This window comes from Pelomonas sp. BJYL3 (assembly GCF_027257975.1).
Lineage (GTDB): Bacteria > Pseudomonadota > Gammaproteobacteria > Burkholderiales > Burkholderiaceae_C > Roseateles_B > Roseateles_B flavus.
Genome location: NZ_JANZKX010000002.1, coordinates 743551 through 757236, shown reverse-complemented (window position 1 = coordinate 757236; position 13686 = coordinate 743551). Strand labels below are relative to the sequence as shown.

11 protein-coding genes and 1 pseudogene are annotated in these 13686 nt (G+C 68.2%); 10 read left to right on the top strand and 2 right to left on the bottom strand.

Annotation, left to right across the window (positions count from 1 at the left end; translation table 11 throughout):
• Positions 1–2 precede the first annotated feature (2 nt).
• Entirely contained in the window at positions 3–1127 is a 1125-nt protein-coding gene (gene dnaN, locus O9Y01_RS08915) for a DNA polymerase III subunit beta (protein ID WP_269631214.1), read from the bottom strand.
• A gap of 216 nt (positions 1128–1343) precedes the next feature.
• The gene (dnaA, locus tag O9Y01_RS08910; RefSeq protein ID WP_269631212.1) at positions 1344–2828 is read right to left on the bottom strand and encodes a chromosomal replication initiator protein DnaA; all 1485 of its coding nucleotides are present in this window, start codon (positions 2826–2828) and stop codon (positions 1344–1346) included.
• A 476-nt stretch (positions 2829–3304) separates the two neighbouring features.
• Between dnaA and rpmH the strand changes: the two genes are divergently transcribed.
• The 10 genes and pseudogenes from rpmH to O9Y01_RS08860 all read left to right on the top strand — a co-directional run bounded on the left by rpmH (position 3305) and on the right by O9Y01_RS08860 (position 13624).
• The gene (rpmH, locus tag O9Y01_RS08905) at positions 3305–3439 is read left to right on the top strand and encodes a 50S ribosomal protein L34 (protein WP_183106475.1); all 135 of its coding nucleotides are present in this window, start codon (positions 3305–3307) and stop codon (positions 3437–3439) included.
• Positions 3440–3688: 249 nt separating this feature from the next.
• Entirely contained in the window at positions 3689–3997 is a 309-nt protein-coding gene (locus O9Y01_RS23145) for a ribonuclease P protein component (protein ID WP_332108748.1), read from the top strand.
• Positions 3998–4012: 15 nt separating this feature from the next.
• Positions 4013–4324, top strand: coding sequence for a membrane protein insertion efficiency factor YidD (yidD, locus tag O9Y01_RS08895; protein WP_269631209.1), 312 nt, complete (start codon positions 4013–4015; stop codon positions 4322–4324).
• Positions 4321–6039 carry a membrane protein insertase YidC gene (yidC, locus tag O9Y01_RS08890; protein ID WP_269631208.1) on the top strand — a complete coding sequence of 573 codons (1719 nt, stop codon included), beginning with the start codon at positions 4321–4323 and terminating at the stop codon, positions 6037–6039. Before yidD ends, yidC begins: the two co-directional genes overlap by 4 nt.
• A gap of 288 nt (positions 6040–6327) precedes the next feature.
• Complete coding sequence (mnmE, locus tag O9Y01_RS08885) at positions 6328–7734, top strand: tRNA uridine-5-carboxymethylaminomethyl(34) synthesis GTPase MnmE (protein ID WP_269631207.1); 1407 nt, start codon at positions 6328–6330, stop codon at positions 7732–7734.
• Between the two features lie 358 nt (positions 7735–8092).
• Positions 8093–8182: a K(+)-transporting ATPase subunit F gene (gene kdpF, locus O9Y01_RS08880; RefSeq protein ID WP_269631205.1), complete on the top strand. Its 90-nt coding sequence runs from the start codon at positions 8093–8095 to the stop codon at positions 8180–8182.
• On the top strand, positions 8183–9979 hold the full coding sequence (gene kdpA / locus O9Y01_RS08875; RefSeq protein ID WP_269631203.1) for a potassium-transporting ATPase subunit KdpA: 1797 nt from the start codon (positions 8183–8185) through the stop codon (positions 9977–9979).
• A gap of 75 nt (positions 9980–10054) precedes the next feature.
• Positions 10055–12105, top strand: a pseudogene (gene kdpB, locus O9Y01_RS08870) (potassium-transporting ATPase subunit KdpB).
• A gap of 11 nt (positions 12106–12116) precedes the next feature.
• A complete protein-coding gene (gene kdpC, locus O9Y01_RS08865) occupies positions 12117–12695 on the top strand; it encodes a potassium-transporting ATPase subunit KdpC (protein ID WP_269631202.1) in 579 nt (192 codons plus the stop codon).
• Positions 12696–12799: 104 nt separating this feature from the next.
• Positions 12800–13624 (top strand): TorF family putative porin, encoded by an 825-nt coding sequence (locus O9Y01_RS08860; RefSeq protein ID WP_269631201.1) that lies wholly within the window; start codon positions 12800–12802, stop codon positions 13622–13624.
• Positions 13625–13686 lie beyond the last annotated feature (62 nt).

The window sequence follows — 13686 nt, the reverse complement described above, 5'->3', positions numbered from 1 at the left end:
GATCAGATTCGCATCGGCATCACGACGTACTTGAAGCCGCTCTGCTCGGGGATGGTGATCAGGGCGCTGGAGGCGCTGTCGTTCAGGTCGATGGAGACCATGTCCTGGCCCATGTTCTGCAGCGCGTCCATCAGGTAGGTCACGTTGAAGCCGGTCTCGATCAGGTCGCCGCCGTAGTCGATCTCGATCTCTTCCTTGGCCTCTTCCTGCTCGGCATTGCTGGAGGCAATGGACAGCAGGCCCGGCTCGAAGGACAGGCGCACGGCCTTGAACTTCTCGCTGGTCAGGATGGCGGCACGCTGCAGGGACGACAGCAGGGGCGCGCGGCCCAGGGTCACGCGGAACTTGTGGTTCTTGGGGATGACGCGGTTGTAGTCGGGGAACTTGCCCTCAACCAGCTTGGTCACGAACTCCATGCCCGAGAAGCTGAACTTGGCCTGGTTGCCGGCGAAGCGCATCTCGATGGGCTGGTCATCCGAGCCATCCTTGCCGCCGTCCTTCAGCAGGCGCATCAGCTCCAGCACGGTCTTGCGGGGCAGGATGACTTCCTGCTTGGGGATGTCCGTCTCCAGCTCGGCCTGCGCGAGGGCCAGGCGGTGGCCGTCGGTGGCCACGAGCGTCAGGCTCTTGCCCTCGGCCACGAAGAGGATGCCGTTGAGGTAGTAGCGGATGTCGTGCACCGCCATCGCGAAGTGCACCTGGTTGATCAGGTGCTTGAGCGTCTTTTGCGGCACGCTGAAGGCGGGGCCGAAGTCGGCGGCTTCCTGCACGAGGGGGAAGTCGTCGGCCGGCAGGGTCTGCAGCGTGAAACGGCTCTTGCCGCCCTGCAGGGTCATCTTGCTGGCGTTGCTGGAGAGGCTCACCGTCTGGTCCGAGGGCATGGAGCGCAGGATGTCGATCAGCTTGCGGGCGCCCACGGTGCTGGAGAAGTTGCCTTCATCGCCGTCGAACTCGACGGTGGTGCGGACCTGGATCTCGAGGTCGCTGGTGGTCAGCTCCACCTGCGAACCCTGCTTGCGGATCAGCACATTGGCCAGGATGGGCAGGGTGTGGCGGCGCTCGACGATGCCGGACACGGCCTGCAGGGCACTCAGCACCTTGTCCTGGCTGGCTTTCAACACAATCATGTGAACCTCTCTCCACTTGTTCGGGGCGACCCGCGCCCGCCTTCCCGGCCCGACCGGCGCCCTGGGGCCAGTCACAAGCAAGACGCGCGCGCGTGAGACAGCGCGCATTGTCACCCAGGAATGGGGGTTTCCCAGGGCCGGCGAGCCAGGGTTTTGACCTAGTCGGTGTGGGTAGACCCGCCGGAAGCCCCGCCGGGGCCTCCTGAGCGCGCCGGATCAGCCTTTGAGCGTCTGCTCCAGCACGTGCAGCTGCTGGTTGAGCTCGGTGTTCTTCTGGCGCTCCCCGCCGATCTTGCGCACGGCGTGCAGCACCGTGGTGTGGTCGCGGCCGCCGAAGAGCTCGCCGATCTCGGGCAGGCTCTTCTGGGTCAGCTCCTTGGCCAGGTACATGGCAATCTGGCGCGGCCGGGCGATGCTGGCCGGGCGCTTCTTGCTGTACATGTCGGCGACCTTGATCTTGTAGAAGTCGGCCACCGTCTTCTGGATGTTCTCGACCGAGATCTGGCGATTCTGGATGGAGAGCAGGTCCTTGAGCGCCTCGCGGGCCAGCTGGATGTTGATTTCCTTGTGGCTGAAGCGGCTGTAGGCCAGCACCTTGCGCAGCGCGCCCTCGAGCTCGCGCACATTGGCGCGCACGTTCTTGGCGATGAAGAAGGCGACATCCTCCGGCATGGGCGCCTGTTCCGCCTCGGCCTTCTTGATCAGGATGGCGACGCGCATCTCCAGCTCGGGCGGCTCGATGGCCACCGTCAGGCCGGCGTCGAAGCGGCTGGTGAGGCGCTCGTCGATGTCCACCAGGCCCTTCGGATAGGTGTCCGAGGTCATGATGATGTGGGCGCGCTTGGCCAGCAGAGCCTCGAAGGCGTTGAAGAACTCCTCCTGCGTGCGGTCCTTGCCGGCGAAGAACTGCACGTCATCGATCAGCAGCAGGTCCAGTGAGTGGTACTTGGCCTTGAGCTCGTCGAAGGTCTTGCGCTGGTAGTTCTTCACCACGTCGGAGATGAACTGCTCGGCGTGCAGGTAGAGCACGCGGGCGTCCGGCTTGTCCTTCAGCAGGGCATTGCCCACGGCGTGGATCAGGTGGGTCTTGCCCAGGCCCACGCCGCCGTAGATGAACAGCGGGTTGTACATCTGCCCCGGCGCGCCGGCCACGTGCAGCGCCGCGGTGCGGGCCATCTGGTTGGCACGGCCGGGGACCAGGGTGTCGAAGGTGAGCGCGGGGTTGATGCGGTGCCGCGTGCTGCCCGGCGCGGGCGTCGCGCCGGAGGCCGCCACGGGCGCCTGCGCCATGGCCGGCTGCACGGCAGCCAGGCCGTTCACCGCCGGCCGCTCCACGGCCGCCGGGCGGTTCACGGGCACCGGCCGCAGGCCGTTGTGCAGCACCTGGCCCACGGCCACCGGCTGGTTGGCCGGCAGGGCCGTGGCCGCACGCGGCATGGCCTCGCGCGGCGCCACGGCCAGCTCCAGCCGCGCCGGGCGGCCGGCCAGTTCGGTGAGGATGGATTCGATGCGCCCGGCGTACTGGTTGCGGATCCAGTCCAGCTTGAAGCGGTTGGGCACGCGCAGGGACACGGTCACGCCCTGCTCACCGCCATCAGCCACATCGGCCGGGGGGAGAGGACGGATCCAGGTATTGAATTGTTGTTCAGGCAGCTCGGCGGCCAGACGTTCACAGCCGCGTTGCCAGAGATCTGCGCTCATTGTGGAAAACTTCTTCTTGAGCGGCCGGATTGTACGGATCCACGGCCCCAAAAGACGAGGTTATCCACAGAAATTTTCGTGCCCGCCTTACCCCGGCACGGCAGCCCGGCACTCCCGGAGGAAGTTGACCGGCGGCCAGAAGTTTGGTGTAATCGCGGGCTTTTCCGGACGCCGGATGTATTTGCTTGGGCGCGTGGCTTTCCCTGCTTTGGGAGGTCAAACCCCTGGCGGTAGGTCCACCGCGCCAACAAGGGGCCCTGCCCCGGAACACCGCCCTGGCCTCACGCCAGGACGGCAGACCGAGCAGGAACCTGATGTGGGCGCACGCAGCAGCGGCGCCCCGGCGCGGCGCACATCAGCGGTGCGGCAGGCAGACACCTTTACGGAGGTGGCGGCTTGCAGTTCCGAGATGCTCCCGCATCTTTGATCGGCCCATCAGCTATCGCGTCCACAGACGTCCACAGAGGTTTTCCAACATGAAACGCACCTACCAAGGCTCCAAGACCCGCCGCGCCCGCACCCACGGCTTCCTCGTCCGCATGAAGACCCGCGGTGGCCGCGCCGTGATCCGCGCCCGTCGCGCCAAGGGCCGCAAGCGCCTGGCCGTCTAAGCGAGCCGTATCAAGACCATGATCGGCCGCATCGAACGATCGGCCGACTTTGAGCGCGTGCTGGGTCAGCCCAGCCGCGCCCGCAGCAAGCATTTTGCTGTGCATCACCTCATGGCCGCTCCCAGCCTGCCCGGACCCGGTTTTTCCACAGTGAAATCCGAGTTATCAACAGGCCACCCACCACTTGCCCACAGTCCTGTGGACGAATCGGCATCTGCCGAGGGGGTGAAGCCCGAAGCGACGGCCCCCGTGGCCGTCCCTGACGGGCAGTGGCTGGGCTGCGTCGTGCCCAAGCGGCACGCGCGCCGTGCGGTGACCCGATCCCTGATCAAACGCCAGATCCGCGCCGTCTTCGCTGACGCCGCGGGCTTGCTGCCGCCCGGACTCTGGGTGGTGCGCCTGCGCCTGCCCGTGGACCGCAAGCAGTTCCCCAGCGCCGCCTCCGACCCGCTCAAGGCCCTGGTGCGTGAGGAGCTGCTGCAGCTGCGCGCCAAGCTGGCCCGCGCGGCTCAAGCCACACCCGCCGGCCCGGCCGCCCCGGCCGCGGCCCAGGGCTGAGCCCTCCTGCCCGCCATGACGGCCCGCCGCAGTCCCCTCCAATGGCTCCTGATGGGCCTGATCCGCGCCTACCAGCTGCTGATCAGCTCCTGGATCCAGGCCGGCTGCCGCTACTACCCCAGCTGCTCCGCCTATGGCATGGAGGCCGTGCGCCGGCACGGCGGCATCGCCGGCAGCTACCTGGCCGCAGCGAGAATCCTGCGCTGCAACCCATTCTGTCTGGGCGGACATGACCCCGTGCCTGACAATCCGCCCCGTCTGTTCTCGCGCCTCGGGCTCGGGGGCAGCGCGACACCCTCTTCTTCCAATCCAGAAGCTTCTCCATGACTGATATACGCCGCACCGTGTTGTGGATGGTGTTCACCGCGTCGCTCGTCCTGCTGTGGGACGGCTGGCAGAAATACAACGGGCACCCCTCGATGTTCAGCCCCACGCCGGCCAAGCCCGCCGCCAGCGCGGCGCCTGCGCCCGGCAGCGCGGCATCGGCCGGCCTGCCCACGGCCAGCGGCACCGGCACGGCCAGCGCCGCCGCAGCCCCCGCGGCGGCCGCCTCGGCGGCGCAGCCCGCTGGCGAGAAGTTCGAGGTCACGACCGATGTGGTCAAGGCGACCTTCGACACCCGCGGCGGCAGCCTGGTGCGCGTGGAGCTGCTCAAGCATCTGACGACCGAGACGCACGGCCTCATGGACCCGCTGATGCGTGCCGTGGGCCTCAAGGCGCCGTCTGGCTTCAAGCCCGAGCCCGTGGTGCTCTTCGACGCCAGCAGCTACCGCCCCGAGTCCGGCCTGATTGGCGCCCCCGGCGCCCCCAACCACTTCACGCTGATGAACGTGGTGGGCGCCGAGCGCCAGCTCAAGGACGGCGCGAGCTCGCTGACGGTGCGCTTCGAGTCCCCCGAGCAGGGCGGCCTCAAGCTGGTGAAGAGCTACACGCTCAAGCGTGGCGACTACGCCATCGACGTCAAGCACGAGGTGGTCAACACCGGCGCCGCGCCGGTCAGCCCGCAGCTCTATGTGCAGCTGGTGCGCCCGACGGCCGTGGAATCCTCGTCCGGCTACATGGCGCCCGCCTCCTTCATCGGCCCGGCCATCTACACGGACAAGAACAAGTTCCAGAAGTTCGACTTCAAGGACCTGGACAAGGGCAAGGCCGATTACGACAAGCACGCCGATGACGGCTGGGTCGCGATGGTGCAGCACTACTTCACCACCGCCTGGCTGCACAACGCCGCCGGTCCGCGCGAGTTCTTCGTGAAGAAGACCGAGTCCGGCGCCTACAGCGTGGGCCAGGTCTTCCCCCTGCCCGCCATCAATCCCGGCGCCTCGGCCGTGGCTGAGAACCTGCTGTACGCCGGTCCGCAGGAGGAAAACAAGCTGACCGAACTCGCCCCGGGCCTGGAGCGCGTCAAGGACTACGGCATGTTCTACGTGATCGCCAAGCCGCTGTTCTGGCTGCTGGACAAGATCCACGGCATGCTGGGCAACTGGGGCTGGTCCATCGTGGCCCTGGTGGTGCTGCTGAAGATCGCCTTCTTCGGCCTGAATGCCAGCGCCTACCGGTCCATGGCCAAGATGAAGGCCGTGGGCCCGCGCATCAACGAGCTGCGCGAGCGCTACAAGAACGACCCGCAAAAGCAGCAGCAGGAGATGATGCGCATCTACCGCGAGGAGAAGGTCAACCCCCTGGGTTCCTGCCTACCCATGCTGCTGCAGATGCCCTTCTTCATCGCCCTGTACTGGGTGCTGCAGAGCACGGTCGAGATGCGCAACGCGCCCTGGATCGGCTGGATCACCGACCTCTCCTCGGCCGACCCCTTCCTGATCCTGCCCATCCTGATGACGGCGTCGAGCCTGCTGCAGGTCGCGCTGAATCCCACGCCGGCCGACCCGACCCAGGCCAAGATGATGTGGATGATGCCGCTGGCGCTGAGCTTCATGTTCTTCTTCTTCCCGGCCGGCCTGGTGCTGTACTGGCTGGTGAACAACCTGCTGTCCATCGCCCAGCAGTGGATCATCAACAAGCAGATGGGCGTGCAGAGCTGAGCATCGCGCGAAGGCCTTCGCGAACTACTGCACAAAGCCTCCGATCGCCCCCGCGATCGGGGGCTTTTTTTCGCCCCGGCCCTCACCTTTAATGGAGCTCATGCGGGGCAGCTTGATGCAGCAGGTCCATTCAACCGGGCTGCATCACAGGCCCGCCGCGGGGTTCACGAGAACCGCTGCGGCCGCCTCCCCCGCGCCATCTTCCACGGCCCCTGGCATCGCGCCCGGGGCCGTTTTCATGGGCACTGCCGGCCACCGTCCACCGGCGAGGCATAGGACAATGCGCCCATGCTGGCCCGCCACCTCGACCCCATCGCCGCCATCGCCACCGCCCCAGGACGAGGCGCCGTGGGCATCGTGCGCGTCTCGTCCCCGCAAGACCTGACCCCGCTGATCGAGCAGCTGTGCGGCCGCGCCCTGCGCCCGCGCGAGGCGCACTACCTGCCCTTGCGTGCGGCCAACGGCGACGCCATCGACCACGGCCTGGCCCTGCACTTCCCCGCGCCGGCCTCCTACACCGGCGAGCACGTGCTGGAGCTGCAGGCCCACGGCGGCCCGGTGGTGCTGCAGCTGCTGCTGGCGCGCTGCCTGGAGCTGGGCAGCGCCATCGAATCACTGAAGCACCTGCGCCTGGCCGAACCCGGCGAGTTCACGCAGCGGGCCTTCCTCAATGGCAAGCTGGACCTGGCGCAGGCGGAGGCCGTGTCCGACCTGATCGACGCCAGCACCGAGGCCGCGGCCCGCAGCGCCAGCCGTGCGCTGTCCGGCGCGCTGTCCACCGAGGTGGGCGAGCTGCGCGACGGCCTGATCAACCTGCGCATGCTGGTCGAGGCCACGCTGGACTTCCCCGAGGAGGAGATCGACTTCCTCCAGGCGGCCGACGCCCTGGGCAAGCTGCGCCGCATCCAGGCCCGCCTGGACAGCGTGCTGGACCGCACCCGCCAGGGCGCCCTGCTGCGCGAGGGCATCAAGGTGGTGCTGGCCGGCCAGCCCAATGTGGGCAAGAGCTCCCTGCTCAACGCCCTGGCCGGCGCCGAGCTGGCCATCGTGACGCCCATCCCCGGCACCACGCGCGACAAGGTCAGCCAGACCATCCAGATCGAGGGCGTGCCCCTGCACATCACCGACACAGCCGGCCTGCGCGAAACCTCCGATGAAGTCGAGCGCATCGGCGTGGCCCGCAGCTGGGACGCCATCGCCGAGGCCGACGTGGTGCTCTTCCTGCACGACCTCACCCGCATGGGCGAGGCCGGCTACGAGGCCGGGGACGCCGAGATCCGCGAACGCCTCGCCCAGGTCGACCCCGCCCGCCTCCTGCAGGTCTACAACAAGGCCGACACCGGCGCGGAGGCCCGCAGCAGGCAAGACCTGACCCTCCCGGCGGACGCCGTGCAGCTGTCCGCCAAGACCGGCGCCGGCCTGGCCGAGCTGCGCCGCGAGCTGCTGGCCCATGCCGGCTGGCACGCGGTGCCCGAGGGCCTCTTCATCGCCCGCGAGCGGCACGTCCAGGCCCTGCGCCGCACCGCCGAGCACCTGGCGCTCGCGCTGGCCCAGGTCGAAGTGGAGCCGCCCGCCCTGGACCTGATGGCCGAGGAACTGCGCCTGGCCCACGACGCCCTGGGCGAGATCACCGGTGCCTTCTCGGCGGACGAGCTGCTGGGGGAGATCTTCAGCCGCTTCTGCATCGGGAAGTAAGGCCGCCGCCACTTTCGGCCCACTTTCGCCCCCCTTTCGCCCCTCTTCCGGCCTGCATCCGCCCCCGCAAGTAGGGCCCAGCTCGCTTGAGGCTCGGCCCCTGCCGGCCCCTTGCCCGGCAAGGCCTGACGCCGCATCGGCGATGACCGCTGACGCTGTCGCGCCGCGTCTTTACATCTTCTTGATGCCGCCCCTCCGACCTTCTACACGGCCTTGACGCCCCCAAACCTACGCTCCTGACATCACACAACCCCTTGTTGAGAGTGTCTATGGACGGAGTGTTTTTGGGCCTGAGCCTGGCGCTGTTCGCGCTGGCCGCCGGCCTCGCCCTGGCCAGTCATCGGCTGGAGAAGAAGTCATGAGTGCGCTGTACTGGATCAGCGGCCTGCTGGCCGCGGCCTTGTTCGTCTACCTGGTCCATGCGCTGCTGCGCGCAGAGGAGTTCTGAATGAGCCCCTCTGCCTGGATCCAACTGGCGCTCTACATGGGCGTGCTCCTGGCGGCGGCGTGGCCGCTGTCGCGCTGGCTCTCGGCCCTGGCCGAGGGACGGCTGCCGCGCTGGATGCTGCGGGTCGAAGGCGGCCTGCTGCGCCTGGCCGGCGTGAAGGCTGACGAAGGCATGCACTGGCGGCACTACGCCGTCGGCCTGCTGGTCTTCAGCCTGCTGGGCGTGCTGGCGGTCTACGGCCTGCAGCGCCTGCAGCACCTGCTGCCGCTGAACCCGCAAGGCATGGGCGCCATCAGCCCGGACTCCGCGTTCAACACCGCCATCAGCTTCGTCACCAACACCAACTGGCAGGGCTATGGCGGCGAGTCCACCATGAGCTACCTGACCCAGATGCTGGCGCTGACGGTGCAGAACTTCCTGTCGGCCGCCAGCGGCATCGCGGTGGTCTTCGCGCTGATCCGCGGCTTCTCGCGCAAGCTCAGCGGCGACGTGGGCAACGTCTGGCAAGACCTGACCCGCATCACGCTGTGGCTGCTGCTGCCGCTGTCCTTCGTCTTCGCGCTCTTCTTCGTGAGCCAGGGCGTGATCCAGAACCTGGACGCCTACCGGGACGCCCACACGCTGGAGGTCAATCACTACGACGCCCCGCGCCTGGGCGCCGACGGTCAGCCCTTGAAGAACGAGAAGGGCGAGCCGCTGACCGAGGCCGCCGAGGCCGCGACCCAGCAGCTGGCCATGGGCCCGGTGGCCTCGCAGCTGGCCATCAAGATGCTGGGCACCAACGGCGGTGGCTTCTTCAACGCCAACTCGGCCCACCCCTTCGAGAACCCCACGCCGCTGAGCAACTTCGCGCAGATGCTGGCCATCTTCCTGATCCCGGCGGCGCTGTGCTTCAGCTTCGGCCAGCTGGTCGGGGACTGGCGCCAAGGCCTGGCCATCCTGGCAGCGATGAGCGTTCTGTTCATCGCCGGCGTGGCCGTCGCAACCGCCGCAGAGCAGGCCGGCAACCCTCGCCTGCAGGCGCTGCAGGTGGACCAGCGGCTCACGATGGAGCAATCGGGCGGCAACATGGAGGGCAAGGAGACGCGCTTCGGCATCAACGCCAGCAGCCTCTTCGCCGTGGTCACGACGGCCGCCTCCTGCGGCGCCGTGAACACCATGCATGACTCGCTGACGCCCGTCGGCGGCATGGTCCCCCTGGTGATGATGCAGCTGGGCGAGGTGGTCTTCGGCGGCGTGGGAACGGGGCTGTACGGCATGCTGGTCTTCGCCATTCTCGCGGTCTTCATCGCCGGGCTGATGATCGGCCGCACGCCGGAGTACCTGGGCAAGAAGATCGAGAGCCACGAGATGAAGATGGTGTCCATCGCCATCCTCGTCACGCCCCTGGTCGTGCTCATGGGCACGGCGCTGGCGGTGCTCGCGGCGGACGGCAAGGCGGGCATCGCCAACCCGGGCGCCCATGGTTTCTCTGAGGTCCTCTATGCGCTGACCTCGGCCGGCAACAACAACGGCTCCGCCTTCGCCGGCCTCTCGGCCAACACGCCCTTCTACAACACCCTGCTGGGCATCGTGATGTGGCTGGGGCGCTTCGGCGTGATCGTGCCGGTGTTGGCCCTGGCGGGCAGCCTGGCCGCCAAGAAGCGCGTCCCTACCGGCAACGGCACGCTCCCCACGCACGGCCCGCTCTTCGTGGCCCTGCTGATCGGCGTGGTGCTGCTGGTCGGCCTCCTCAACTACGTGCCTTCCCTGGCCTTGGGCCCCATCGTCGAGCAGCTGATGCTCTGGACCGCCTGAGGAAACATCATGAGCAAGTCGACAACTGCAACAAGCTCAACGACGAGCAGCGCCTCCCTGCTGGACCCCGCCCTGATGAAGCAGGCCCTGGGCCAGGCCATCGCCAAGCTGGACCCGCGCATCCAATGGCGCAACCCGGTGATGTTCGTGGTCTACGCGGGCAGCCTGCTGTGCACCGGCCTGTGGCTCGCCAGCCTGGGCGATCCGGCCGTGGCTGGCGGCGAGGGCTCGGGCTTCATGCTGGCCATCGCCCTGTGGCTGTGGTTCACCGTGCTCTTCGCCAACTTCGCCGAGGCCATGGCCGAGGGCCGCTCCAAGGCCCAGGCCGCCTCGCTGCGCGGGCTCAAGACCAAGGCCTGGGCCAAGAAGCTGGAGGAGCCGCGGCATGGCGCGCGCTGGCACCCGGTCCCCTCCGATGAGCTGCGCAAGGGCCATGTGGTGCTGGTGGAGGCGGGCGACCTGATCCCGCTGGACGGCGAGGTGATCGAGGGCGTGGCTTCGGTGGACGAGAGCGCCATCACGGGTGAATCGGCGCCGGTGATCCGCGAGTCCGGCGGCGACTTCGCCTCGGTGACCGGCGGTACCCGCGTGCTCTCGGACTGGCTGGTGCTGCGCATCGCGGTCAACCCGGGTGAGTCCTTCCTGGACCGCATGATCGCCATGGTGGAGGGCGCCAAGCGCCAGAAGACGCCCAATGAGATCGCGCTGACCATCCTGCTGGTGGCGCTGACCCTGGTCTTCCTGGTCGTGACCGTGACCCTGCTGCCCTTCTCCATCTTCAGCGTGGAGGCCGCGGGCAGCGGCACGGTGGTGTCCATCACGGCGTTGGTGGCCCTGCTGGTCTGCCTGATCCCCACGACCATCGGCGCGCTGCTCTCGGCCATCGGCGTGGCGGGCATGAGCCGCATGATGCAGGCCAATGTCATCGCCACCTCGGGCCGCGCCGTCGAGGCCGCGGGCGATGTGGATGTGCTGATGCTGGACAAGACTGGCACCATCACCCTGGGCAACCGCCAGGCCAGCCGCTTCCTGCCGGCGCCCGGCGTGAGCGAGATGCAGCTGGCCGATGCGACGCAGCTGGCCTCGCTGGCCGATGAGACGCCGGAAGGGCGCAGCATCGTGGTCCTGGCCAAGCAGCGCTACGGCCTGCGCGAGCGCGAGCTCGCGAGCCTGGGCGCCCAGTTCGTGCCCTTCACGGCCCAGACCCGCATGAGCGGCATCGACCTGCAGACCGCGAGCAGCCCGCTTCGCAGCATCCGCAAGGGTGCGGCCGATGCCATCCGCCGCCATGTCGAGGCGCAGGGGGCACGCTACCCGGCCGAGGTCCAGCAAGCCGTCGACGACGTGGCCCGCCTGGGCAGCACGCCTCTCGTCGTGAGCGATGGTTCCCGCGTGCTGGGCGTCGTCGAGCTCAAGGACATCGTCAAGGGCGGCATCAAGGAGCGCTTTGCCGAGCTGCGCCGCATGGGCATCAAGACCGTGATGATCACCGGCGACAACAAGCTCACCGCCGCGGCCATCGCTGCCGAGGCCGGCGTGGACGACTTCCTGGCCGAGGCCACGCCCGAGGCCAAGCTGAAGATGATCCGCGACTACCAGAGCGAAGGCCGCCTGGTGGCCATGACCGGCGACGGCACCAACGACGCCCCCGCCCTCGCGCAGGCCGACGTGGCCGTGGCCATGAACAGCGGCACGCAGGCGGCCAAGGAGGCCGGCAACATGGTGGACCTGGACTCCAATCCCACCAAGCTGCTGGAGATCGTCGAGACGGGCAAGCAGCTGCTGATGACGCGCGGCTCGCTGACGACCTTCTCCATCGCGAACGACGTCGCCAAGTACTTCGCCATCATCCCGGCCATGTTCGTGGGCGTGTACCCGCAGCTGCAGTCGCTCAACGTGATGCAGCTGCACAGCCCGGCCTCGGCCATCCTGTCGGCGGTGATCTTCAATGCGCTGATCATCATCGCCCTCATTCCCCTGGCCCTGAAGGGCGTCAGCTACCGCGCCATCGGTGCCGCGGCCCTGCTGCGCCGCAACCTCGCGATCTACGGCCTGGGCGGCCTCTCGTGCCCTTCATCGGCATCAAGGCCATCGACCTGATCCTGGTCGGCCTGCACCTGATCTGAGGAGATCCATCATGAATCAACATCTGCGTCCCGCCCTGGTGAGCCTGCTGCTGCTTTCCGCCGCGACCGGGCTGCTCTACCCGCTGGCCGTCACGGGCATCGCCCAGCTGACCATGCCCAAGGAAGCCAACGGCTCGCTCATCGAGGAGAAGGGGCAGTTGATCGGTTCCGAGCTGATCGGCCAGTCCTTCTCCAGCCCCAGGTACTTCTGGGGCCGGCCCTCGGCGACCGGGCCGATGAGCCACAACGCGGCCAACTCGGCCGGCTCCAACCAGGGGCCGCTGAACCCGGCACTGGAGGTGGCCGTCAAGGCGCGCGTGGAGGCGCTGCGTGCGGCGGATCCGGGCAACACCGCGCCGGTGCCGGTGGACCTGGTCACCGCGTCGGCCAGCGGCCTGGACCCGCACATCAGCCTGGCCGCTGCGCGCTACCAGGCGCCGCGCGTGGCCCGCGAGCGCGGCCTGTCCATGAAGGAGGTGCAGGGCCTGATCGAGGCCCACACCGAGCCCACGGACCTGCGCGTGCTCGGTGAGCCCCGCGTGAACGTGCTGAAGCTCAACCTCGCCCTGGACCGCGCCAGGCGAGGCTGACTCAGCGCCTGCTCCCGCGTTCTTCGCCGCACCCTCTTCTTCTGAACCCCTGGCGGTGCCAGCGGCCTTGCGCCGCTGGCCGCCGCGCTGACTCTCGACCTGACATGAACAAGCTTGCCCCTTTGACCCTTGTCCTCCTGCTCTCGACCGTGCTGTCCAGCCACGCGCAAGCCAACGAACCCGCGCCCACGCCCGAACACAGCCTCACCGGCAACCTGAGCCTGGTCAGCGACTACCGCTTCCGCGGCATCAGCCAGACCTGGGCCCTGCCCGCCGTGCAGGGCGGCTTCGACTACGCTCACAAGAGCGGCTGGTACGCCGGCAGCTGGGCCTCCAACGTCTCCGGCAACAGCTACAACAACGGCGCCGGCCTGGAGCTGGACCTCTACGGCGGCGTGAAGCTGCCGGTGATGGGCGAGGGCTCGCTGGACCTGGGCGCCCTGGCCTACGTCTACCCTGGCGCGCGTCTCAACAGCGCCCCCGGCGTCGCCAGCAGCAAGCGCTATGACAACCTGGAGCTCTACGCCGGCCTGAGCCTGGGCGCCTTCAGCGGCAAGCTCTCCTATGCCCTCACCGACTACTTCGGCCTGAACGGGGACACCGCCGGCTATGCCTACTTCAGCGCGCTCGACGCAAAGGGCTCATCCAAGGGCACGCTGTACCTGGACCTGAACTACACGGTGGACCTGGGGCAAGGCCTGACCCTCGGCGCCCATGTGGGCCGCACCGAGGTGCGCCACTACGGCGATCTGTCCTACACCGACCTCAAGCTCTCGCTGGCAAAGGAAATGCTGGGCTTGAACTGGACGGCGGCGCTCATCGCCACCGATGCGAGGAAGGCCCTGTACCAGGTGGGCAATGCCGCCGGCCAGGACGCCAAGCGCGTCGGCAAGGCGGGGCTGGTGCTCAGCGTGGGCAGGACCTTCTGAAGCTGGGCGCAGGATGAAGGACGCCCCCTCGATGCGCCAGACGGCCCTCGCCGGCTGACAAT